Annotated in this window: 22 protein-coding genes; 16 read left to right on the top strand and 6 right to left on the bottom strand. The window is 35.4% G+C overall.

Annotated elements, in window-relative coordinates; genetic code table 11:
- Positions 1 to 169 precede the first annotated feature (169 nt).
- The 4 genes from uvrB (at position 170) to R2Q77_RS02705 (ending at position 3,400) form a co-directional block, all read left to right on the top strand.
- A complete protein-coding gene (gene uvrB / locus R2Q77_RS02720; protein ID WP_316802172.1) occupies positions 170 to 2,212 on the top strand; it encodes an excinuclease ABC subunit UvrB in 2,043 nt (680 codons plus the stop codon).
- Positions 2,213 to 2,319: 107 nt separating this feature from the next.
- Complete coding sequence (locus R2Q77_RS02715; protein ID WP_316802171.1) at positions 2,320 to 2,517, top strand: YwbE family protein; 198 nt, start codon at positions 2,320 to 2,322, stop codon at positions 2,515 to 2,517.
- A 3-nt stretch (positions 2,518 to 2,520) separates the two neighbouring features.
- Positions 2,521 to 3,033, top strand: a complete 513-nt coding sequence (locus R2Q77_RS02710) for a hypothetical protein (RefSeq protein WP_316802170.1) — start codon at positions 2,521 to 2,523, stop codon at positions 3,031 to 3,033.
- A gap of 106 nt (positions 3,034 to 3,139) precedes the next feature.
- Complete coding sequence (locus R2Q77_RS02705) at positions 3,140 to 3,400, top strand: DUF4834 family protein (RefSeq protein WP_316802169.1); 261 nt, start codon at positions 3,140 to 3,142, stop codon at positions 3,398 to 3,400.
- Between the two features lie 201 nt (positions 3,401 to 3,601).
- On the opposite strand, the gene R2Q77_RS02700 is transcribed toward R2Q77_RS02705, so the two are convergent.
- The 3 genes from R2Q77_RS02700 to R2Q77_RS02690 form a co-directional block, all read right to left on the bottom strand.
- On the bottom strand, positions 3,602 to 4,528 hold the full coding sequence (locus R2Q77_RS02700) for a TIGR01777 family oxidoreductase (protein ID WP_316802168.1): 927 nt from the start codon (positions 4,526 to 4,528) through the stop codon (positions 3,602 to 3,604).
- Between the two features lie 4 nt (positions 4,529 to 4,532).
- Complete coding sequence (locus R2Q77_RS02695) at positions 4,533 to 5,348, bottom strand: DUF393 domain-containing protein (protein ID WP_316802167.1); 816 nt, start codon at positions 5,346 to 5,348, stop codon at positions 4,533 to 4,535.
- Positions 5,349 to 5,434: 86 nt separating this feature from the next.
- On the bottom strand, positions 5,435 to 5,941 hold the full coding sequence (locus R2Q77_RS02690; protein WP_316802166.1) for a GbsR/MarR family transcriptional regulator: 507 nt from the start codon (positions 5,939 to 5,941) through the stop codon (positions 5,435 to 5,437).
- Between the two features lie 223 nt (positions 5,942 to 6,164).
- Between R2Q77_RS02690 and R2Q77_RS02685 the strand changes: the two genes are divergently transcribed.
- From R2Q77_RS02685 to R2Q77_RS02655, 7 genes are all read left to right on the top strand, one after another.
- On the top strand, positions 6,165 to 8,660 hold the full coding sequence (locus R2Q77_RS02685) for a YfhO family protein (RefSeq protein ID WP_316802165.1): 2,496 nt from the start codon (positions 6,165 to 6,167) through the stop codon (positions 8,658 to 8,660).
- A gap of 387 nt (positions 8,661 to 9,047) precedes the next feature.
- A complete protein-coding gene (locus tag R2Q77_RS02680) occupies positions 9,048 to 9,899 on the top strand; it encodes a UDP-2,3-diacylglucosamine diphosphatase (RefSeq protein ID WP_316802164.1) in 852 nt (283 codons plus the stop codon).
- 26 nt (positions 9,900 to 9,925) lie between these two features.
- Positions 9,926 to 10,918, top strand: a complete 993-nt coding sequence (locus tag R2Q77_RS02675) for a glycosyltransferase family protein (protein ID WP_316802163.1) — start codon at positions 9,926 to 9,928, stop codon at positions 10,916 to 10,918.
- 63 nt (positions 10,919 to 10,981) lie between these two features.
- Positions 10,982 to 11,962, top strand: coding sequence for a DUF6427 family protein (locus R2Q77_RS02670; protein WP_316802162.1), 981 nt, complete (start codon positions 10,982 to 10,984; stop codon positions 11,960 to 11,962).
- A 137-nt stretch (positions 11,963 to 12,099) separates the two neighbouring features.
- On the top strand, positions 12,100 to 12,834 hold the full coding sequence (locus R2Q77_RS02665; protein ID WP_316802161.1) for a type III pantothenate kinase: 735 nt from the start codon (positions 12,100 to 12,102) through the stop codon (positions 12,832 to 12,834).
- 1 nt (position 12,835) lies between these two features.
- A complete protein-coding gene (locus tag R2Q77_RS02660) occupies positions 12,836 to 14,128 on the top strand; it encodes a hypothetical protein (RefSeq protein WP_316802160.1) in 1,293 nt (430 codons plus the stop codon).
- Positions 14,128 to 14,700, top strand: a complete 573-nt coding sequence (locus R2Q77_RS02655; RefSeq protein ID WP_316802159.1) for a hypothetical protein — start codon at positions 14,128 to 14,130, stop codon at positions 14,698 to 14,700. The genes R2Q77_RS02660 and R2Q77_RS02655 overlap by 1 nt, the downstream gene beginning before the upstream one ends.
- A 248-nt stretch (positions 14,701 to 14,948) precedes the next feature.
- Here the strand turns inward: R2Q77_RS02655 and R2Q77_RS02650 are convergent, their stop codons facing one another.
- Positions 14,949 to 15,746: a hypothetical protein gene (locus tag R2Q77_RS02650; protein WP_316802158.1), complete on the bottom strand. Its 798-nt coding sequence runs from the start codon at positions 15,744 to 15,746 to the stop codon at positions 14,949 to 14,951.
- A gap of 85 nt (positions 15,747 to 15,831) precedes the next feature.
- Positions 15,832 to 16,479 carry a hypothetical protein gene (locus R2Q77_RS02645; RefSeq protein ID WP_316802157.1) on the bottom strand — a complete coding sequence of 216 codons (648 nt, stop codon included), beginning with the start codon at positions 16,477 to 16,479 and terminating at the stop codon, positions 15,832 to 15,834.
- A 402-nt stretch (positions 16,480 to 16,881) separates the two neighbouring features.
- Here R2Q77_RS02645 and R2Q77_RS02640 point away from each other — a divergent pair, with 402 nt between their 5' ends.
- The 4 genes from R2Q77_RS02640 to R2Q77_RS02625 all read left to right on the top strand — a co-directional run bounded on the left by R2Q77_RS02640 (position 16,882) and on the right by R2Q77_RS02625 (position 20,974).
- Complete coding sequence (locus R2Q77_RS02640) at positions 16,882 to 18,966, top strand: SurA N-terminal domain-containing protein (RefSeq protein WP_316802156.1); 2,085 nt, start codon at positions 16,882 to 16,884, stop codon at positions 18,964 to 18,966.
- A gap of 66 nt (positions 18,967 to 19,032) precedes the next feature.
- Positions 19,033 to 19,548, top strand: coding sequence for a DUF2480 family protein (locus tag R2Q77_RS02635; RefSeq protein WP_316802155.1), 516 nt, complete (start codon positions 19,033 to 19,035; stop codon positions 19,546 to 19,548).
- A gap of 80 nt (positions 19,549 to 19,628) precedes the next feature.
- Positions 19,629 to 20,402, top strand: a complete 774-nt coding sequence (locus R2Q77_RS02630; RefSeq protein ID WP_316802154.1) for a DUF3108 domain-containing protein — start codon at positions 19,629 to 19,631, stop codon at positions 20,400 to 20,402.
- Between the two features lie 2 nt (positions 20,403 to 20,404).
- Positions 20,405 to 20,974 (top strand): DUF3109 family protein, encoded by a 570-nt coding sequence (locus tag R2Q77_RS02625; protein ID WP_316802743.1) that lies wholly within the window; start codon positions 20,405 to 20,407, stop codon positions 20,972 to 20,974.
- A gap of 13 nt (positions 20,975 to 20,987) precedes the next feature.
- Here R2Q77_RS02625 and R2Q77_RS02620 read toward each other — a convergent pair whose 3' ends face one another.
- Positions 20,988 to 21,638 (bottom strand): helix-turn-helix transcriptional regulator, encoded by a 651-nt coding sequence (locus tag R2Q77_RS02620; RefSeq protein ID WP_316802153.1) that lies wholly within the window; start codon positions 21,636 to 21,638, stop codon positions 20,988 to 20,990.
- A 106-nt stretch (positions 21,639 to 21,744) separates the two neighbouring features.
- Here R2Q77_RS02620 and R2Q77_RS02615 point away from each other — a divergent pair, with 106 nt between their 5' ends.
- On the top strand, positions 21,745 to 22,455 hold the full coding sequence (locus tag R2Q77_RS02615; RefSeq protein ID WP_316802152.1) for a hypothetical protein: 711 nt from the start codon (positions 21,745 to 21,747) through the stop codon (positions 22,453 to 22,455).
- Positions 22,456 to 22,468 lie beyond the last annotated feature (13 nt).

The raw sequence follows: 22,468 nt of genomic DNA, 5'->3' as shown, positions 1-22,468 counted from the left end.
AATACGTTTAAGTCATTTAAATAAGTTCAACAGAATAAAATCGTGAAAAATGAATGTAAGCCACGCTTTTTTTAAGGCGTAACTTTTTATCATTATATCATCAAATGTTTTAATAGCTGTGCTATAATCTTTAGCATTTCAACCTAATTCCCTATATTTGATATTGCCTATGAAATTTAAAATCACATCCGCGTATCAACCAACAGGCGATCAGCCAGGAGCTATAAAACAGCTTGTTGAAGGTGTAAATTCAAAAGAACATTATCAAACTTTATTGGGCGTTACCGGATCCGGTAAAACCTTTACAGTGGCAAATGTAATTGAGCAGACACAAAAGCCGACCTTAATTTTAAGCCACAATAAAACCCTTGCTGCACAGCTTTACGGAGAATTTAAGAACTTCTTCCCTGAAAATTCGGTGAATTATTTTGTTTCGTACTACGATTATTACCAGCCAGAAGCTTTTATTGCATCCAGTAATACTTATATAGAAAAGGATTTAAGCATTAATGAAGAAATTGAAAAGTTGCGTTTACGCACCACTTCCTCTTTAATGAGCGGGCGAAGGGACATCATCGTGGTATCATCAATTTCCTGTATTTATGGTATGGGAAATCCGGAAGATTTTTCGAGGATGGTTTTCCGTTTTGGGGTAGGACTTCGGATTTCAAGGAACGCATTTTTGCATAGTCTGGTAGAAATCCTCTATTCAAGGGCTACAACTGAGTTTAAGCGCGGAACATTCAGGGTTAAAGGCGATACGGTCGATATTTATCCAGCATACCTGGATCATGCTTACCGCATTTCTTTTTTTGGTGATGATATTGAAGAACTTTCAGCAATTGATCCCGTTTCGGGCAAAACCATTGAAAAACTGGAAGATATGGCCATTTATCCGGCCAACTTATTTGTAACACCAAAAGACAGGTTTACACAATCCATCTGGGGCATTCAGGAAGAGTTGGAGATTCGTAAAAACCAGTTAATTGCCGACAGGCATTTACTGGAAGCTAAACGACTGGAAGAACGTACCAACTTTGATATTGAAATGATGAAGGAACTTGGTTATTGTTCTGGAATAGAAAATTACTCGCGTTTCTTTGATGGACGCAGCCCGGGTATGCGCCCCTTTTGTTTGCTGGATTATTTTCCGGATGATTATTTAATGGTGATTGATGAAAGCCACGTTACGGTACCACAAATTAGGGCCATGTATGGAGGAGACAGATCCCGTAAACTTTCACTGGTTGAATATGGTTTTCGCTTACCTGCTGCATTAGACAATCGCCCGTTAAACTTTAACGAATTCGAAGCCCTTGCACCACAAACTATTTATGTAAGTGCCACACCTGCCGATTATGAATTGGAAAAATCTGATGGAGTGGTGGTTGAACAAGTGATTCGCCCAACGGGTTTATTAGATCCTATAATTGAAATCAGACCTGCGATTAACCAGGTAGATGATCTTTTAGACGAAATTGACATCACCATAAAACAGGGTGGGCGTATTTTGGTTACAACGTTAACCAAGCGTATGGCCGAAGAGCTTACTAAGTATATGGACCGCTTAAATATTAAAACAAGATATATTCACTCAGAAATTAAAACACTGGAACGTGTAGAGATTTTACGGGGCTTGCGTTTAGGCGAATTTGATGTATTAATTGGGATTAACCTTTTAAGAGAAGGTTTAGATTTACCCGAAGTAACTTTAGTTGCCATTTTAGATGCAGATAAAGAAGGTTTTTTAAGATCAGAAAAATCATTAATCCAAACCATTGGCCGTGCAGCCCGTAATGATAAAGGTAGGGTAATTATGTATGCCGATGGAATTACCGACAGCATGGAGAAGACCATCTCTGAAACCAATCGTCGTCGTGATATCCAGATTGCTTATAATCTGGAACATGGAATTACGCCAATGACTGTTGGTAAATCTCGCGAAGCCATTCTGGAGCAAACCTCTGTATTGGACTTTTCTCAGAGAGCAAGTGATAATATAGCCAGGGCTTATGTAGAAAATGCTGAAATTAGCATTGCTGCAGATCCGATAGTGCAATATATGGGTAAACCCGATCTGCAGAAGGCGATTGATAATACAAAAAAGGAAATGCAAAAGGCTGCAAAAGATATGGACTTTTTGCAGGCTGCAAAATTACGGGATGAAATGTTTGCCTTAGAGAAAATGTTTAATGAAAAATTCCCGAAGTAAGAAATGATGTGCTAATCAATTAAAGTTGACACAGTTCCACATCTTGTTAATTATGGAATTTTGATTATTTAAACATCATATTTTCAAAAAGAATAAATAAATAAAAAATGAACGGACAAAACAGAAAGGATATTTACCCGGGGTTAGAGGTGGGGATTATTTTAAAAAAGGATCAGCGGTCAGGTAATGTTACTTATGGTGTTGTTAAGAATCTGTTAACCTCTTCAGCATTTCATTCACGCGGAATAAAAGTAAGATTAGATGATGGCCAGATTGGTCGTGTAGCAGAAATAGTAGAAGACTAATTTATGAAATACAGCTGGCTAATTTTGTTAATAACTGTTTTAAACGCAAAGTTAGCTGCTCAAACTCTTGTCAATGATTCTTTAAAGAAAGAAAAGGTCATTCGGATTTGTACACCCTCAAGAACCGGATTTTTAACAAATCAACCACTTTATGTTGTTAATAAAAAGGAAATATCTAATACGGATGTACAGTATTTAGGTGTTTCGAAAGTAAAAGGCATTAAGATAGTTAACGGAAAGGATGCGCTTGCCAAATACGGATATAGAGGTAACAATGGAGCTATTGAGATTACATTAAATAACGATGTTAAAGTAGTAAGTATAGCAGATGTCCTTAAAAAATTTAAGATACATAGCAAAAACTGGAACTTGCCTGTATTTGTCGAACAAAGAAGATTGGTAACTTTTAACGATTTTTACATTGTTGAGGATAAGGTAAAGAATGTCGAATTTATAAAAACAGAAGATAAGCTATCGGGAAAGTTGGAGGTTATAAAAATTTCCCTAAAACCCTAATTGATTCTTATTCGTATATTTGATTGTAATTAAATTGCAATTAAAGGATAAAAAAGTAACAAAATAAATTTAGCTACGTCTATATTTGTATTAAGAGTAAATTAATATGCCGTTAATAAAATTTATATTCATAACCATATTGGTGCTTTGGGCCATCAGATTACTGATACGCTTATTGTTGCCAATGTTGTTCAATAACGTGGCTTCTAAAATGCAACAGCAAGCTACAGGAGGACAACAGCAACGCCAGCAAAGGCGTTCGAAACCCGAAGGTTCAATCTCAATTGACTACATGCCACCTAAACCGGATCAAAGTAAAACGGACAAGTTGGGCGACTTTGTAGATTACGAAGAAGTTAAACAATAAAGCAAAGCCCTGGTTATAGCCAGGGCTTTTTTTCTGCCTGATTTTTTATAGATTAATATTTTAAGAAAGTAGTTAGATAAAATTGTTCTTAATGAGATTGCTTCGTTCCTCGCAATGACGCTCCTTTTTTCGTCTTTGCGAGGAACGAAGCAATCTGTAGGCAATATCAGTTAACAAAGGATATAAGGAGTTAAGCGCATGTTAAATCCTCAGACTAATGATGTCATGAATAGCATTTTCTAATTTTCCGTACTGAAAAATAAAGCCATTTTCCATCAAAACCGTTGGTTTAACCCAACGACTTTTAAGTATTAATTCTGTTTCCGTCCCGATTAATCGAGCTCCAATTTCTAAAAGCCATGCTGGAGCAGGCAAACCTATTGGCATACCATAAACCTTTCTGATTGTTTTCATTAAGGTTTCATTTTTTACGGCTTCAGGAGCTGTACAGTTTACAACACCATTAATTTGCGGCTGATCAATTAACCATTCAATACTTAAGGCAACATCCTGTTCATGGATCCAGCTTACATACTGTTTGCCATCACCTTGTTTTCCGCCCATACCCAATTTTACCAGGTTAAGCAGGCGTGGAAAAGCGCCATCTTTTCTGCCCATAACAATACCCATACGAAGTGCTATTTTACGGGTGTTTGGTGTTGTGCTTTCAAAAAAACTATTCTCCCAGCGTTTACAAACATCAATGGAAAAACCATACCCTATTTCTCCTTTAAATTCATCCTGCGGATGGTCTTCTGCATGGCGGTAAATGGTTGCAGACGTAACGTTGATCCAGAGTTTTGGCGGATTATCCATCCCGTTAATTACTTCACCAATTAATTTTGTGGGAATCAACCTTGAATTTATAATTTCCTTCTTATTTTTTTCAGTATAACGGCAATTAACATTTTTCCCGCAAAGATTAACCAGTAAATCTGCACCTGCAAATTCGTTTTCCCAGGCGCCGCGTGTTTTACCATCCCATAATATGGTTTTTATGTTTCTGTCAGGAGTTCCAGCTTTTCTTGATAGAATAATTACCTCATCGGCAATTTCACTAAAGTGACTTGCTAAAACACCACCAACATAACCATTTCCACCAACTAAAATAATTTTCCCGTATTTCATGTTTTTAAATGCTAAAAATTAATCCCAATACAATTAAACGATAAATAACCCAGGTGATGCTAAGTACATAACCTAATTTTAAAATTTTGCTTCTACGCAAATGCTCCAATAACATCAGGCCGGCAGTACTTAAAAAATAGCCCAGAAAGAAAATTGGGTGAATGGTAAAATATTTTCCGATAAGTAAAGCCGGAAGGAGGAGCAAAGCACCGGCAAAAGAAATGGTCATCATATTTCCAAGATACGCCCATAACTGGTCTTTTTTATAAAATGAGATTACAATGCCTTGAAAAAATACTTGTCCACCGCAGATCAGGTATTCGCGATAGGTGTGGCCAAGCGGTACAAAGCTGGTGAGCAAATGGGCATAGTTAGTTAAAATATACGCTGTAATTAAGCAGGTAAAAAATAAATAGGCCAAGCGGTATCTAAGTTTAAATGTAGGCTGAATTTGATCGGCCTTTACTTCAGCAGGGATAATTACTTTTCTATTGTAAGAGATAAAAGCGTAAACCTTGCTCATTAACCAAATAAATGGACGAAATCCAAATAGTGGTTTAAAAACAGGCATAGCATTGCCAATTATGCTAAATAGGCTATGAATTCCATATTTTACTTCTCCTGTTGCTGTGTTAACTAAAGCAATTTCATTTACTGCCCGCTGTTTGTCAACTAAAGAACAAATTTCATGGGGCATGTTTTGGTAGGCTTTTCGCCCGTTTTCGGGTAACATTCCGGTTTGGGTAAAAGCTTTGGTGTAAAGATGGCACATTGGACATTCTTCATCGAATAAGATTACATGGTTGGCGAGTGTTTTCATGTTCTTTTATTTTTAGTATTTTCAATATAAATTGAAAGTTTATGTTAAAAAATTAAGCCATTTAAGGCTTAATGAATATTTTATTTTTATTTAAAAACTTTTAGAACGGAACCCCAGAACCAGTTTTCTTCAGCTTTGAGCATAGTTTCCAGCGTTTTATCTACATTGTTCGCTAATTTATTAATATCAGCCACCGATTTTTTAAATGTTTTAAATTCAGTATCCTTTTCATCGCCTTCAACCGTAGATAATTCGGTCAGAATTTTCAAAACGGGCTCGAGTTCGCGTTTTTTACGTTCTTTAGCTACCTGGCGGGCGATGTTCCAAACATCTTTATCGGCAAAAAAATATTCTTTACGTTCTCCGACTTTATGTTGTTTTTCAATCAAGCCCCAGCCAATTAAATCCCGTAGTGTCATGTTGGCATTTCCTCTTGAAATGCTCAAACTTTCCATTATTTCTTCTGTTGTCAGCGCATCAGGTGAAATTAGTAACAAGGCGTGTACCTGAGCCATTGTTCTGTTAATGCCCCATTCAGAGCCTAATTTGCCCCATGCTTCAATAAATTTCAGTTTTGCTGCTGCTAATTCCATGAACAAATATAAATAAACTTTTTAAACTTTCAATAGTTATTGAAAGTTTATTTTAATTGAAAGATTTTTATTAAAGTAATCCTTTTTTAATCCCGCCCGGAACAGGTATGTTGGTTAAGCTTTTAAAGAATAATATTTTTATTACGCGGGCATTCAATTAATTCCTTTTTTATCCCGCCCAATTTTTTATTTTTGACATTCGTTTAAACTTAAACAAACCTTAATGAATAACTGGTTTAATAAAAATGGCATCCATGTAGCCATTGTTGCAATTTTTGTAGTCATTACTTTTGCCTACTTCAGTCCTGTTTTACAGGGTAAAGCGCCTGCACAAAGCGATGTGCTTCAGTCGCAGGCTATGCAAAAAGAAATTATGGATTTTAAAGAGAAGGACGGAAAAGGCCCGCTCTGGACAAATCAGATGTTTGGCGGTATGCCAGCCTATCAAATCTGGGTTCAATATGCTTACAACGGTGCAACCTATGGTGTTGCTCTAATTACAAAAGCATTGCCTAACCCTGTAGGAACAGTTTTATTATTGCTTTTTGGTGCGTACTTTTTGTTTATTGTTTTAAAAATTAACCCCTGGCTGGCTGCGGCAGGTGCTATAGCGTTTACGTTTACAATGTACAATTTTGTGTTAATTGCCAGCGGACACAGTAGTAAAGCGCTTGCAATTGGATTTTTTGCACCAATAATAGCAGGTATAGTTTTAACCCTTAGGGGCAGGTACTGGTATGGTGCCAGTTTAACGGCTTTGTTTTTGGCATTGGAAATAAGAACCAACCATGTTCAAATGACTTATTACCTTTTCTTGGCCATATTAATTTTTGCAGGTGTAGAAATTTATCAGGCCTATAAAACAAAAACTTTAAAGGCTTTAGGTAAATCGTTTGGATTTTTAGCCTTATCAATTGTGATTGCAGTAATGATTAACGCGAGTTTATTGTGGTCTACCGCCGAATATGCTAAAGAAACCAATCGTGGCAAATCTAATTTAACAACTGCTGCAACTACAAAAGATGCAGGAATGTCAAAGGAATATGCTTACCAATGGAGCCAGGGTGTGGGAGAGAGTTTTACTTTTCTTATTCCCGATTTATACGGTGGGGCAACAGGCTCTGAGCGTTTGCTTAATCCAGATAGCCATATGTATAAAGCCGTTTCGGAGATTACAGGTGGTGATCCAAATCAAACCGGCCAGGCCATCCAATCTTTAGGTCAGCAATTAAATATGCAGCAGTATTGGGGCGAAAAACCTTTTACCCAAGGCGGATATTACTTTGGGGCTATCATTTGTTTCTTATTTGTATTTGGCTTATTTATCGTTCGCAGTCCTTTAAAATGGTGGATTTTAATTACAACTATATTATTCATTTTACTTGCTTTCGGTAAAAACTTTCCTTTTGTTAGTGATATATTCTTCAACTATTTTCCTTTATACAACAAATTCAGGGCGGTTGAATCTATTTTAGCCGTAGTGGGTTTAATGGTTCCTGTTTTAGCGCTTTTAGCGATGAAAGAAGCACAAGAGGGCAATATTGATCAAAAGGTGCTGGTTAAAAAATTAACATGGTCTGCAGGGATAACTGGTGGTTTTGCTTTGCTTGTTGGTATTGCACCGACCTTGTTTTTTAGTTTTAAAGCCTCAAACCACCTTGAAATTGTTCAGGCACTTACCCAAAGCCTTCAAAACAATGCAAGTATTGCACAAAAAATTGCAAACGCTTTAGTTGAAGATCGAATTTCTATTGCGCGTACCGATGCATTCCGTTCGTTCTTTTTCATTTTAGTAGGTTTTGGAATTGTTTGGGCTTTTATCACCAAAAAAATGAATATGCAGTTTGCTTTTGGTTTATTGGCATTAGCTGTTTTAGTAGATATGTGGCAGATTGATAAAAGATATTTAAACAATACAAATTTTGAAACCAAAACTTCATTAGAAAGCTATTTTCAGCCTCGCGATGTTGATAATTTTATCCTGGCAGATAAAGATCCCAACTTCAGGGTTTACGATCAGTCTATCAATACATTTAACAATGCCAGTACCTCTGCATTCCATAAAACAATAGGTGGATACCATGCCGCTAAACTTAAGCGTTATGATGAATTGATCCAGAATCAATTTACAAAAAGTATAAATCATGATGTTCTGGATATGTTGAACACCAAATACATCATTTCGCAGGATCCTAAAAACGGATCGTATAAAATGGAACGGAATGCAACAGCGGCTGGAAATGCATGGTTTGTGCCAAGCGTACAATTTGCTAAAAACTCAGATGAGGAAATGAAAGCAATTAGCAGTTTTGATCCTAAAAAAGAAGCCATTGTTGATGAAAGCTATAAAACCTTAATTGATACAAAACGCCTTGGTACAGGACAGGAGGGTTTTATTAAGTTAACCAATTATAATCCTGACCATTTAACTTATGAATATTCAAGTGCAAAGGATGCAATTGCGGTTTTCTCAGAAATTTATTATGATAAAGGCTGGAAAATGTTTATTGATGGTGTAGAGAAACCATATTTTAGGGCTGATTACGTTTTACGTGCTGCGCAACTGGAAGCTGGTAACCATAAATTAGAATTTATTTTCCATCCGGCATCTTATTACACCGGAGAACAAATCTCTTTAGCCGGTACAGTTTTACTATTAGCAGGTTTAGGTTTCGGAATTTATTCTGAAAATAAAAACAAAAAAAAGAAAGTGGCCTAAGCCACTTTTAAATAAAAGCCCCATAAGATTTTATTCTTATGGGGCTTTTTATTGGATTTATTTTGCACTTTTCTTCTAATAGGCTAAATGTGCTGCTAAATCGAAATTCCCTACATAATGTCATTTTAACATTCTTTATCAAATACAATTTAAAATTTAACAATACCGTAACATTTGTTTGATAGACAGCGTCTTACCTTTGTATTGTAAAACTGATAGTATGTTAGAATCATTTTTTGCCATCTGTTTATTAATTGTTGTACTTTATTTCTTTAGCCCCTTTGAGGTAAAACTCGATGAGGAAGAAGAGTGGTAATACAATTATCTCCTTTTTAAACTGCCTGAAAAGGGCGGTACCTGAATTTTTACCCCTAAAAAATCCCGTTTATGGATAAAAGAAATGTCGATGTAGTCGTAATATCCGATGTGCATCTTGGCACTTATGGTTGCCACGCGAAAGAACTTTTAAAATACCTGAAAAGTATTAAACCCCAAACTTTAATTTTAAACGGTGATATTATTGATATATGGCAGTTTAGTAAAAGCTATTGGCCAGAATCACACATGAAAGTAATCCGTAAGATTATGAAGTTTGTGGCAGAAGGGGTTAAGGTTCACTACTTAACGGGGAACCATGATGAAATGTTAAGGAAATTTGACGGAATGGAAATGGGGTCGTTTCATCTGCAAAACAAACTTATTTTGGAGCTTGATGGTAAAAAGGCCTGGTTCTTTCATGGGGATGTTTTTGATGTAACCATGCAGCACTCAAAATGGCTGGCTAAACTGGGGGCTGTTGGTTACGATACATTGATTTTGATTAACAGTTTTGTAAACTGGGTACTTAATGCAATGGGGCGGGAGAAAATGAGTTTTTCGAAAAAGATAAAAGCAAAATTTAAAGATGCTGTAAAGTTTATCAATAGTTTTGAGCAGGTTGCCGCAGAGCTTGCTATAGAAAAAGGGTATGATTATGTGGTTTGCGGGCATATCCATCAGGCAGAAAAAAGAGAAATTAGCAGTGAGAGCGGAAAGGTTACCTATTTAAACAGTGGCGATTGGGTAGAGAGTTTAACAGCCCTCGAATATAAGGAGCAAAGCTGGTCTATTTTTAAATATGAATATAAGGATTTTGTAAAGGACGAAGCGGATGAAGGAATGATGTCTGACGCGGAAGATTTAAGAAGTAAGCTGGATATAAATTTACTTTTAAACAATATTAAATATGAAATTGCCTAATAATTATAGATATTCGGGCAAATAAAATGAAGATACTTTACGCAATACAAGGAACAGGCAATGGCCACATCAGCAGGGCAAGGGAAATTATTCCGCTTTTACAAAAATACGGAGAACTGGATATTTTAATTAGTGGTACACAGGCCGACGTAAAACTTAGCCAGCCGGTAAAATATCAATTGCATGGTTTCAGTTTTATTTTTGGTAAGAAGGGAGGAGTAGATCATTTTAAAACCTGGCTGAGCATGAATCTTTTTCGCTTTAGAAAAGACATGAAACAATTGCCTTTAAAAGACTATAACTTAATTGTAAATGATTTTGAACCCGTAAGTGCCTGGGCTTGTAAGTTACAAGGCATTGAATGCGTATCTTTAAGCCATCAGGCAGCATTTAAATCAAAAAAAGTACCGAGGCCAAAAACGATTGATTGGGGTAAAGTTATTTTAAGTCATTACGCACCCACAACACACCATATAGGCTTTCATTTTGATCGTTATGATACTTTTATCCATACACCGGTAATCAGGGCCGAAATACGGCAAATGGAGCGTCAGAATTTAGGACATTATACGGTATATCTCCCGGCCATTGATGACAAAAGGCTGGTGAAATTACTTGTTCAAATACCGCAAGTTCAATGGCAGGTATTTTCCAAGCATAATAAAATAGCATATCAGGAAGGTAATGTAATGGTTGAACCCGTTAATAACGAAAAGTTTAATAAAAGTTTAGCCGCTTGCGAAGGTATGTTTACCGGCGGTGGTTTTGAAGGGCCTGCCGAAGCTCTTTATTTGGGAAAAAAGTTATTGGTAGCGCCAATGCGTTTCCAATTTGAACAGCAGTGCAATGCCTATGCTTTAAAACAATTTGGTTTGCCTGTGATTTGGGGCAGCACCCGCAATTGGTTGCCGGTTATAAAAAACTGGGTAGAAAATCCACAACAGCATCAGTTTAATTTTCCGGATGAAACCGCTCAGATTATTGACGACATGGTAAAGAAATACGTCAGGAAAATTTAGTGCCTACGCTTTCTGCTTAGGTCTCAAAATATTTTCTTTACTTTGCCTACTCTTTAAAAAGGCATGATCAATCAGTTTAGAAAGCTAAATCCGGTTAACCTCATTTTGTTGCTGGCTTACACATTTTTTATGCGTATGGCTATTTTTTATGAGATGCCTGCACAACTCAATTTTGATTTTCTGGAGCCTTTTGCCCGGTTGCTGATTAATATAAACCTGGAAAATGCCTTCTCTCCGGCCACCAATGTTTTTTTTGCAGGAATTTTGGTTTTTATACAGGCCTTGACTTTTAACAGAATTATTAATAACCACAATTTATTAAGTAAACCCAGCTTTTTGCCAGGTTTAATGTTTGTAACCGGATCGAGCTTATTTATGCCTTTTATGGTTTTAAGCCCGGCATTAATCTGTAATTTTTTATTAATCTGGATGATTGATAAATTTTTAAAGCTGGGTAAAAGTGCCAATTCCATTACAACAGTTTTCGATATTGGAATGATTATCGGGATAGGCACCTTGATCTACTTTCCGTTTATTGCGATGTTCCTGACCATTTTTCTGGCCTTGTTGCTGTTTCGTTCTTTTAACTGGCGCGAGTGGGTTGGAGGGATAGTTGGCTACCTAACAGTATTCTTTTTTCTTGCAGTTTTTTATTACTGGAATAATAACCTCAGTTCGTTTTATCAAATCTGGAAGCCTTTGGGAAATAAATTTCCATCTGTTTTTAAAATAAATTATAATGATTACCTGGTGCTCATACCAGTGGTTGTAATTATTATCCTGGCCTCTTTACAGCTAAGAGAAAACTTTTTCAGGAGCTTTATCAGTACCCGTAAAGGATTCCAGCTTTTATTTTTTATGTTTATCGTATCAGCAGCAAGTTTTTACCTTAAACCCGATTTCAGGATATGGCACTTCCTGCTATGTGTACCGCCAGGAGCTGTATTACTGGCCTACTACTTTAGCAACGCTAAAAAACGATGGTTTTATGAAACGCTATTCCTGTTATTTGTACTGAGTGTACAGTATTTTCTTTTTGTTTAACCTTTTTTAACAAAATACGCACCCGAAACTTGCTAAAGATTAATAGCTTTGTGCCATGAAGGTTGAGGTAAAATCTTTTTTAAATGACAATAACAGGAGTGTTCTTGTAACCTTGAAGAAAATTACTTGTTTTATAAATGCATAAGCTGTGTATTGATATCGGTAATTCTGCTGCTAAAATTGCTGTTTTTGCTGGACTGGAGATTGTTGACCACCAACGTATTGAAAAACTTGGGGTAGCCGATTTAGCCGGTTTAATAAAAGAATTTTCACCAGAAAAAGCTATAATCAGTTCGGTAAGTGAAGAAATAGGAGCGCTTGAATTATTTTTGCAACACCATACACAGTACACCCGGTTTTCAACAGTGTTAAGCAATGGAGTCGCAAATAAATATAAAACCCCGGCTACTTTGGGCTTAGATAGATGGGCAGTTGTTTTAGGCGCAAATGGATTATTTCCAGATAAAGCAAGTTTAGTTATTGATGCTGGAACATGCATTACATACGACATCTTGACCCATGCTAAAGAATATTACGGCGGAAGCATTAGTCCTGGAATAGAAATGAGATTTAAAGCCATGCATACCTTTACCCGGCGTTTGCCGTTAGTGGAGTGGGATGCCGAAGCTGCAATTCCTGAAGGAAATGATACGCAAACAGCAATGTTAAATGGCGTATTACAGGGAGTAATAAATGAAATTGAAGGCTTTATTGCCATAAATAATAAAAAAGAAAGTACTTTACAGGTGATTTTAACGGGGGGAGACGCTAATTTTTTGTATAAGCAATTACAAAACAGCATCTTTGCGCCTCAAATTATAACAGATCCCTTTTTAGTGTTAAAAGGATTAAATGAAGCTATTGCAGATTAAAATGTACAAAAGAATAAATTATATTGCAGCCATACTCGTTTTAGTTTGTGGTTTAGGTGTTCAGGCACAGGTTACCACTTCATCGCCATATTCAAGATACGGGCTTGGAAATATAAAAGGCTCTTTATTACCTCAGCTAAGGGCAATGGGCGGAATTTCTACCGCAGTTAACAAGGTTACAGGATTTAATTATATCAATATGCAGAATCCTGCATCTTATTCAGGTATTAACTTAACCACAATTGATATTGGTATGAGTGCTGATATTACCAATTTATCGCGTGCTAATTTAAGCGAAACAAGTTTTAACTCTACTTTTAGCCATTTAGCTTTTGCTATTCCGGTAAACAGAAGATCTGCTTTAAGTTTTGGTATTATGCCTTATTCTGATTTGGGTTATTCTTACAGAAATACAACTAAAGTAGATACAATGTCTGTAGATCAGCTTTATGAAGGCGAAGGTGGTTTATCAAAAGCCTATTTAGGTTATGGTTACCGCATTGGCGATCATTTAAGAATTGGAGGTAACTTAGAATATATTTTTGGTAACTTGTTAACTACCCGTTCAACAGAGTATAATGTTAGTGGTGCCTATAATGCAAAACTTCAAAATAAAAATAGTGTTGGAGGGTTTAATTATTCATACGGCATTCAATACGACTTTAGTGTAGGCCCAAAAACAACAGTTACCTTGGGTTATTCAGGAAGTACTTCAGGCAAGGTTAATTCAACCCAGTCGTTCTACGCTACTCAATATCTTAGGGATGCAAGTGGAAACGAGCAAACAGCATTAGATACCCTAAGTTCTATTGAAAACGGCAAATCAAGTTTGAAATTACCAACAAGCCATAACTTTGGTATCTCGATTCAACAAAGTGATAAATGGCTGGTAGGAGCCGATTTTAGGTTGGGTAAATGGTCGCAGTTAACCATTAATGATGTTAACCAGAATTTACAAAATAGTTATGGTGCATCATTAGGAGGCCAGTTTACACCAGATTATACTTCGTATAATAGTTATTTTAAACGCGTTGATTATCGTTTAGGAGTAAGTTATGATAAAACCTACATTAAAATAGGCAATCAAGACATTAAGCAAATGGCTGCATCTTTTGGTTTTGGTTTCCCACTGCCTTCCGCTAATGCAGGATCAGCATTTTACAAAATAAACTTTACTACAGAATTAGGACAAAGAGGAACCCTAACTGATAATTTGGTTAAAGAGAAATTTATTAACTTTCACTTAGGCTTTACTTTGAACGATACCTGGTTCCGCAGGTATAAAGTAGATTAATGAGATTTAATACGCCTTTATATGGTTTAATTCTTGGGTTGTCACTTTTCCTGACTTCGTGTGGAGAGGACGACCTAAAAAAAGCCAACTCTGTTTCTACACAAAAAGTAATACTCAGTCGCGACCGTACTTTAGGCGTTGATATCATTTACAGTGATTCTGCCCGGGTAAAGGCGCGTGGCGTTGCACCAATTTTGGATAAAGTAACGGCCACAACTGGTAGTACTTACCAGGAAATGGTAAAGGGTGTAAAAATTGATTTTTACAATCCTAACGGCGCTATAGATGGTACACTGACGTGCGAATATGCCATTCGGCGCGACCAGGAACTTAGAACTACATTTAAAAAAAATGTCGTGGTTAAAAATGATAAAGGAGATACCTTTTCATCTGAAGAGCTGATTTGGGATGAAGCCAAAAAGATTTTTTATTCCACACAACGTGTGTATGTTAAAGGTGCTGATGGCAATATTGGAGATGGTATAAACTTTGAGGCTCCTCAGGATTTTAGTACCTATAAAATGGATAAGGGAAGTGGCGAACTCAATATGAAAGAAGGCATAGCGCCTTAAACAGTTTTATAGATCACTTGTCTTACGCTTTGCTTTTATTAATAAACCAAATCGACTTGTAAAAAAGTGGAGGCTTGTTGTGATAAGTTGAGTAAAATCATATAAGGATTTAATTGGAGATATTTTTCAGAAAACCGTAAAGCAAGAGATTGTTTTCAAATCAAAATGATCCCTTGCTTTGACTAAAGATTGCCTTAATTTAATATACTAAATTAGTATCAAAAGACTTGAGAAAAGGCATTGCATAACTAATTAGGATACATAGAATTAATTACAGAACATGGCATCATGTTAATTAGTCGTTTTTCTTGCTCAGATTCTTCCGCTTTTAAAACTTTTTTCCTTTTCACATCGCATCCAACATTAATAGGTTGAGTCATTGTACCACCAGTATATTCTGGTTCGTTTACAATCGCTGTTTGATCTTGAACATATATTTCTTGACCTAAGAAGATAGAATAATAAACGCCGCCATTTACATGATCATCTTTCTTTACTATAAAAAAATGAAACTTTGTTGTGTACGCAAATGGATTAAATACATAGTCTAAAGATTCGTTATAGATGTGCTTAACAACCTCAATTAACTCATTTTGGGTTTTAAAGGATTTTTGAGTGTTGTAAGCGCTGTAAGGGTAAGACATATAATTAGGTACACTTGAGCCAGCAGAAATAGAAAGTTCTTGAAATAAAAACGGATATAAAAGATTTGATCCGGGTCCTTCGATAGTGTCTAAGGGGGTTAAGTTTGCTAAAATATCAAAGTCAATTTGTATTTGGTAAAGGGCTCCGGTTTGAAAGCCTGGATTAACTATATTGTTCTCAATAGCTAATGATGAAATTACAAAAATCCATTTTTCTTTAAAATTCAGAGCATTAAATTCATTAAGTAAACCTGGGGGTACGACATCGTTTGATGTACTATGTCCTGCATTTAATTTTTTTTCTAAATTATCATTATTTGCAGATAACGATGGGATAGGTATTTCTTTCTGGCAGGAAATGAAAAGACCAAGAAATAAAAGTAATAGAATAAAAGATCTCATGAGTTTAACGTTAAAATTTATAATTTGAAAAATACTTTTTAATTAATTACTAATTAAATTCTACTTAGAATAAGAATTATTTGATTTATTCTGGATTTCCCGGGTTATCCTGATCTTCGACTATTGGCACGCTTAAAGCAGCTACACTAAAGTATGGGGAACCATCATTAGCTAATAGAATGGAATATAATAACTCTCCCGTAAAGACATTTATATATCCACTAATTAATGGCATTGCATCAATTAAATTATCGAAATTTCTTATTTTTCGAGCTGTAAGTGAAGAGTGAGGATTAGAAATTCTTGTATATAAATTACTTGGAGTTGCAACAAATTCACCTGCAGATGAGGGTTGCGAATTAGGCTCAATCATTGGAAAAGGAAAAATATTGAGATTAGCTGAATGAATTCTAATCGCAAATTCATCGAAACCTTCAGTTTCAATATCTGACACAATATACCAAAAGGCTTTCTGTTCATTAAGAGTTAAACCTTCTATTTTGTTAAGCGTTACAGAATCTAATATGCCAAGTTCCAACTGTGTATTAGTGGGTAACGAAATTATATCTGATGTACCCGTGGTATTTTTATTATAGGCTAAAACTTCATTTTTCTTAGTCCCATAACCATCAGGATGATTAACAATCTCATCTTTTTTACAATTTGAAAGGAATAATACAGAAAGTATTAAAGCGACTTTCGATGTTTTTAAAGTAATAAGCTTTTTTTTCATACTTGTTTTTTAATTAATTTAAAGGTTAACTGGCTTATCTAAATTAAATATAAGGATATATTATATAATCTCTGTATCCTAATCATTACAGATTTAGTTAGTATCTCATTAATTTTAAAAGAATAAAAATCTATTATTTTATACCTTACCAATATCGCTAAAAGCACAATACAGCTACCGCCGTTATTGTAATGGATTTTATCGCTTATGATAAAGATGGTAAAGTATCTATTAATGCAAAAATGACAATACAATAAATTAATACCGCTCTCTAAATCAGCTCATCCGGAAAATGGATGGGCTTTTTTTACAATAAAATTAATAATAAAATCAATTTTCTTTTTTGACACAAATTTGTATCTTGCGCCCTCTTAAAAAAACTAAATAAATTATAAGTACAATATGGGATTAATGACATTTTTGCGTAACCGTGCAGGCTATATCCTGGTCTTTGCTATAGGTTTTGCAATTGTTGCATTTTTAGTAGGCGATGCAATTAACGTGGGTAAGCCTTTCTGGGCTGCAAATCAGAAAACAGTAGGTTCAATTGATGGAAAGGATATCAGCATAGATGAGTTTACACCAAAAGTGGATCAAAATTTAAACCAGTTTAAACAGCAATATGGTGGAAGTGCAAATGCACAGATGACAGCTATGGCAGTAGATCAGGCATGGAATGCAGAATTAGCTGGTGTATTGTTAACTAAAGAATATGATCGTTTGGGCTTAATCGTTTCTAATGATGAGCTAATGGATTTATTGGTTGGGCAAAACCCAAGTCCATTAATTAAACAATATTTTTCTGATCCTCAAACAGGTCAGATCAACAGGTTGTCTTTAAACCAGTTTCTTAAATCAAAAGAGCCGCAAGCTTTGCAACAATCCAACATGTTGCAGGAGGAAATAAAAAATCAGGCTTTACAGCAAAAATATTCAAACTTAGTCCGTAACTCTGTTTATGTAACTTCTTTGGAAGCAACTGACGAGTATACAAACCGCAATAAACTGGCTAACTTTAAATATGTAAGCCTGGATTATACTTCAATTCCAGATGCATCTGTAAAGCTGGCAGAGTCTGATTACTCAGATTACTACAACGAAAACAAAGCACGTTTCAATAATCCACAAGATACCCGTGCATTTGAATATGTTACTTTCAGTATTAAACCAACCGCGGCAGATTCATTAGCGATTAAAACTCAGGTTGATAAAATAGCTGAAGATTTTAAAGTAGCTAAAAATGATTCACTTTTTGCCGCAATTAATTCTGATGTTAAAGTTCCTTATACGTATTTAACTAAAGGTAAATTAGATCCGGCTGTAGATTCTGCAGTATTCTCTTTACCTGCAGGAAGTTTTTACGGACCGAAGTTATCAGGCAATTCTTATAAAGTAGTAAAAGTTATTGCTACCCGTTTTTCTCCTGATTCTGTTAAAGCAAGTCACATCTTAATCGATCCGGCTAAAGTTGGTGGAGATGATAAAGCATTAAAACTTGCTGATTCATTAAAAGCATTGGTTGTAAAAGGAAGTAGTTTTGCTGAATTGGCTAAAAACTATAGTGTTGACGGTTCTAAAGATAAAGGCGGCGAACTGGGTACATTTGCACGTGGTGCTATGGTGCCTGAGTTTGAGAATGCAGCTTTTGATGGTCAGACTGGAGATATTAAAGTTGTTAAATCTCAGTTCGGTTATCATGTAATTAAAATTGAAAAACAAATTGGTTCATCTAAGGTAGCTAAGTTGGCTTATGTGGAGAAAACTTTAGGTGCAAGTAGCAAAACACAAGCAGCAGCTTACAAAGCGGCAAGTAATTTCTTAAGTGAGGTTAAAGGAAATGACTTCAATAAACTTGCTCAGCAAAAAGGACTTAAAGTAGCTATTGCCGATAAAATTACACCAACACAAGGCTTTGCGCCAGGTTTAGATAACCCACGTAAATTAATTCAGGATGCGTACGCAGCTGATAAAGGTGAGGTATTACCTGAGATTTACAATATGGCGAATGCGTATGTAGTTGCGCATTTAACAGCTGTTAATCCAAAGGGCATTTTGCCATTGGAATCTGTTAAAAAAGAAATCGAGCCAATGGTTCGCAATGCAGTAAAAGCTAAAATGTTAAAAGACAAGTTTGAAAAAGCAGGGAAAGCTGGCTTAGATCAAATTGCATCTAAAGTTGGCCGCACAGTTAATCCGGTTCAAAATATTGTTTTTGCAAATCCAATTATTCCTGGTGTAGCGCAAGAAAATGCCTTAGTGGGTAGCGTATTCGGCTCTCAGCCAGGTAAAGTGTCTTCTCCTGTAAATGGAGAACGTGGCGTATATGTTTTCTCCGTTGATGGATTTACAAATCCGGCACCAATTGCAAATATGTTTAAACAAAAAGAAAGTATGTTGTTAAGTTTAGGTCAGCGTTCGTTAGGAGCAGCTTTCCAGGCTTTACAAGATAATGCGAAGATAAAAGACAATCGCGTGAAATTCTATTAATTAGAAATTGCGTAATTTTGTAACCGTTCCAATGTTGAGTTGGAACGGTTTTTTTATATAAGCAAAATGGAAATCCAGGAAAACATCATCAATAAAGTAGCAAATAGTGGTTTGGTTACTTTAAACCTTGAAGATTATTACGATAATGGTGAAAGAATTCTCTACGATATTAAAGACAATCTTTTCCATGGTTTAATGCTAAGAGAAAAAGATTTCAGAGAATTTATTAAAAACCATGATTGGTCGCAGTACCAGAATAAAAATGTCGCCATTATTTGCTCTGCAGATGCGATAGTTCCAACCTGGGCTTATATGCTATTGGCTAACCGAATTAGTCCTTTTGCAAGAGAGGTTGTTTTTGGTAGTTTAGAAACATTAGAGGCTGTTATGTTTTCGAAGGCAATTGCTAAGATAGATCCTAAGGCTTATGCCAATGAGCGCGTAGTAGTAAAAGGATGTGGCGATATTGATGTGCCGGTAGCAGCATATGTTGAAATAACAAATTTGCTAACACCTGTAGTTAAAAGCATTATGTTTGGCGAACCATGCTCTACAGTGCCTGTATTTAAAAGAAAAGATTAAAATTGGTTTACTTTTTGCATATCTTCATCATTGTTACTGTAGGGGTTGCAGTACCAACACAAATGAAATAAAATATGCAAATGAAAAAACTATTTTTAATCGCAATAGTCACGGCAAGTGCGCTGTTTACAAAGGCTCAGGAATTGCCATTGAAAAAGGAACCTGTTTTTCAGGATGGGGAAGTTTTGCAGTATAAACTTAGGTATGGCTTTATTACAGCTGCAGAAGCTACAATTAAAGTGACAAACTCTGATCTTAAATTTGATAATAAACCAACCTATAAACTTACCGTTGATGCGCAAACATCAGGTACGTTCGATATTTTTTATAAAATAAGAGATCATTACGATTCTTATATAGATAAAACGGATTTAACACCATATTTCTACCAGGAAAATATTAAAGAAGCCAGTTATAAAAGACAGGATAAGGCACGTTTTACACAAGATGCAAAAAAAGTAGTATCCAATAGGGGTACATTTACTACACCAACTACACAAACTTTTGATTTGGTTTCGGCCTATTATTTTGCAAGAAGCCTGGATATCAGTAAGCTTAAAATTGGTGATAAATTTAAACTTAACTATTTCTTAGGCGATGAAATATCGGCTTTAGAAATAGAATATGTAGGTAAAGAAACCGTTAAAAATAAATTAGGTAATATTAGGTGCCTGAAATTTAGTCCCTCCATAAAGCCGGGCCGCATTTTTAAAAAAGACAGCCGCCTATATTTGTGGGTAACAGATGATGGAAACCGTGTTCCGGTAAAGGCACAAGTAGAAATATTGGTTGGCGCTGTCACGATGGAATTAAAATCTGCAGCAGGCTTAAAATATGCAATAGCAAAAGAATAATGATGATAGAAGTAGAACAGGTGCTTGTGCACGAAGATGTTTTGAAAGAGAACTTTGTGTGCAACTTAAGCAAATGTAAAGGGATTTGTTGTGTGGAAGGCGATTCTGGAGCCCCCCTTGACAATGAGGAAAAAGGTATTCTGGAAGATGTTTATCCAAAAATTAAGCATTTGCTAAATGAAAAGGGGATAAAAGCAATTGAAGAACAAGGTGTATATGTTGTTGATGAAGACGGAGACTTAACCACGCCCTGTGTAGATAAAAATAAAGAGTGCGCTTACGTTCTTTTCGAAGGTGGCATCACAAAATGTGCCATTGAAAAAGCATACGAACAAGGAATTGTAGATTGGCAAAAACCAATTTCCTGTCACTTATATCCAATAAGAATTACTAAATATCCTGAATTTGACGTTTTAAATTACGACAGATGGCATATTTGCCATGATGCCTGTACTTTTGGCCGCGAACTCAAAGTTCCTGTCTACAGCTTTCTTAAAGGACCGCTTATTCGTAAGTATGGAGAAGAATGGTACAAATCACTTGAAGAAAGCATCGAACTCGAAAATCTTTAAGTCTCGATCAGGCTCAAATTGAATTTCTGGTAATTTTACCTTTAATGATGTATAAGGCAATAATATTGTCCCGATTTAAAATAATGTCGCCTTTATAATCTGGATTTGACGAACGAAGAATAATTTTCTTTTCGTTTTTATGTTCATATACTAATTTTATACTTCTAAGGTTGTTTGTTTTAGCATCTGTCATTACAATATAAGCTTCTCCCCATTGTAATATTTCATAGTTTGTAATCTCTTTTACCGCAATAATTTCTCCGGCAGCATACTTTGGATACATGCTGTCTCCATAAACCGGGAGGTAGGCGCTGCAATCGTTAAAGGGCTGGTAGTTAACTAAATATTCGGCACGTTCTTCCTCAAGGACCAATTTATCTGTGTCAGATAAGCTGATGTCAAAATATGGAACACCTTCTTTTGGTTTAGATATAATAGATTCTTTATTAATAGGTTCACCAATTCCTGTTTCTAACCATTCTATATTTACACCTAAAATAAGCCTCAGTTTATCTTTGAGTGCATTGGATATGCCCATACCATTTTTCTCTCTGAGGATATCAGAAAGTGAACCTTGTTGGATTTTGATCTTCTCAGCAAATTCCTTTTGTGTCTTAAAATGCAAAATGTCTATTAATGATTTTAATCTTTGGTTCTCAGTCATTTAAAATGTTAATAAGATTTTATAATTATTTATAGATAATATAATTTTTTTGTTAAATTTGATTATAAGTACGTAGTTGTAAAGATACAAATTTAGAATGAAGGTTATGAAAAGCATTAATAAAATTTATTTAGACGAATGTTACTTTATTGAGGCGGCCAGTCAGTTTTTCGACTTTGATAAAGTGATTAAGAATTATCAGGCAGATGTTAATTGGTTTGAGTACACTTGTCCATTAACTTTGGATGAAAAGTATAAAGAGAGCCCATTTCTTTTTGTAGAGTATTTTTTTAGCATTGATGGATTAGGCGGGCACAAAAAACGATTGCGGAAATGGTTTAAAACATCTCTAACAGAAAGTGGAACTATCGCTAATTCTCAAAACTTTGTATTCTTTCACAATATGTTTACGCAGTTACTAAATGTTGGGTGCTTGATCGTTAATAAGCAAATTAAGTATTCGCCAAAAAGAGTATTTAATAATGATACAGAAACATTTGGTCAGTGGTTAGATAAAATCCGGATAAATTCCATTTCAAAAGGAGATTATTACCACGGTCAGTGTGATGTTTCATTTTTGAGTATTAAAGAGAAAAATGATCCCTATTTGTTTTTTAAACATCACCTTACTTTTAAAAAGGTACAAAGGTTACGCTATGGAATGCTCGAATGGTTATATGCAGTGCTAAGTAAAAAGAGTAACATAAGTGATTTAGAGCCAATTTACTTGTTTGAACAATACGAATTGATGACTAAGATTTTAGAAGGTTTTTATTTAATTATAACGGTTGATAAACAGATTGAATTGTTAAACTAAAATTATAGGGTTC

It is taken from the genome of Pedobacter nototheniae (genome assembly GCF_032678625.1).
GTDB classification, from domain to species: domain Bacteria; phylum Bacteroidota; class Bacteroidia; order Sphingobacteriales; family Sphingobacteriaceae; genus Pedobacter; species Pedobacter nototheniae_A.
This window is presented reverse-complemented; position numbering and strand designations above follow the sequence as displayed.

What these genes read in the sequence shown, in the direction of transcription:
- R2Q77_RS02635 (WP_316802155.1), top strand. Translation starts at nt 19,033, where the DNA reads ATGGAAATCCAGGAAAACATCATCAATAAAGTAGCAAATAGTGGTTTG.
- R2Q77_RS02675 (WP_316802163.1), top strand. Translation starts at nt 9,926, where the DNA reads ATGAAGATACTTTACGCAATACAAGGAACAGGCAATGGCCACATCAGC.
- R2Q77_RS02615 (WP_316802152.1), top strand. Translation starts at nt 21,745, where the DNA reads ATGAAAAGCATTAATAAAATTTATTTAGACGAATGTTACTTTATTGAG.
- R2Q77_RS02640 (WP_316802156.1), top strand. Translation starts at nt 16,882, where the DNA reads ATGGGATTAATGACATTTTTGCGTAACCGTGCAGGCTATATCCTGGTC.
- R2Q77_RS02660 (WP_316802160.1), top strand. Translation starts at nt 12,836, where the DNA reads ATGTACAAAAGAATAAATTATATTGCAGCCATACTCGTTTTAGTTTGT.
- R2Q77_RS02705 (WP_316802169.1), top strand. Translation starts at nt 3,140, where the DNA reads ATGCCGTTAATAAAATTTATATTCATAACCATATTGGTGCTTTGGGCC.
- R2Q77_RS02665 (WP_316802161.1), top strand. Translation starts at nt 12,100, where the DNA reads ATGCATAAGCTGTGTATTGATATCGGTAATTCTGCTGCTAAAATTGCT.
- R2Q77_RS02700 (WP_316802168.1), bottom strand. Translation starts at nt 4,528, where the DNA reads ATGAAATACGGGAAAATTATTTTAGTTGGTGGAAATGGTTATGTTGGT.
- R2Q77_RS02690 (WP_316802166.1), bottom strand. Translation starts at nt 5,941, where the DNA reads ATGGAATTAGCAGCAGCAAAACTGAAATTTATTGAAGCATGGGGCAAA.
- R2Q77_RS02650 (WP_316802158.1), bottom strand. Translation starts at nt 15,746, where the DNA reads ATGAGATCTTTTATTCTATTACTTTTATTTCTTGGTCTTTTCATTTCC.
- R2Q77_RS02620 (WP_316802153.1), bottom strand. Translation starts at nt 21,638, where the DNA reads ATGACTGAGAACCAAAGATTAAAATCATTAATAGACATTTTGCATTTT.
- R2Q77_RS02685 (WP_316802165.1), top strand. Translation starts at nt 6,165, where the DNA reads ATGAATAACTGGTTTAATAAAAATGGCATCCATGTAGCCATTGTTGCA.
- R2Q77_RS02645 (WP_316802157.1), bottom strand. Translation starts at nt 16,479, where the DNA reads ATGAAAAAAAAGCTTATTACTTTAAAAACATCGAAAGTCGCTTTAATA.
- R2Q77_RS02670 (WP_316802162.1), top strand. Translation starts at nt 10,982, where the DNA reads ATGATCAATCAGTTTAGAAAGCTAAATCCGGTTAACCTCATTTTGTTG.
- R2Q77_RS02715 (WP_316802171.1), top strand. Translation starts at nt 2,320, where the DNA reads ATGAACGGACAAAACAGAAAGGATATTTACCCGGGGTTAGAGGTGGGG.
- R2Q77_RS02655 (WP_316802159.1), top strand. Translation starts at nt 14,128, where the DNA reads ATGAGATTTAATACGCCTTTATATGGTTTAATTCTTGGGTTGTCACTT.
- R2Q77_RS02695 (WP_316802167.1), bottom strand. Translation starts at nt 5,348, where the DNA reads ATGAAAACACTCGCCAACCATGTAATCTTATTCGATGAAGAATGTCCA.
- R2Q77_RS02630 (WP_316802154.1), top strand. Translation starts at nt 19,629, where the DNA reads ATGAAAAAACTATTTTTAATCGCAATAGTCACGGCAAGTGCGCTGTTT.
- R2Q77_RS02625 (WP_316802743.1), top strand. Translation starts at nt 20,405, where the DNA reads ATGATAGAAGTAGAACAGGTGCTTGTGCACGAAGATGTTTTGAAAGAG.
- uvrB (WP_316802172.1), top strand. Translation starts at nt 170, where the DNA reads ATGAAATTTAAAATCACATCCGCGTATCAACCAACAGGCGATCAGCCA.
- R2Q77_RS02680 (WP_316802164.1), top strand. Translation starts at nt 9,048, where the DNA reads ATGGATAAAAGAAATGTCGATGTAGTCGTAATATCCGATGTGCATCTT.
- R2Q77_RS02710 (WP_316802170.1), top strand. Translation starts at nt 2,521, where the DNA reads ATGAAATACAGCTGGCTAATTTTGTTAATAACTGTTTTAAACGCAAAG.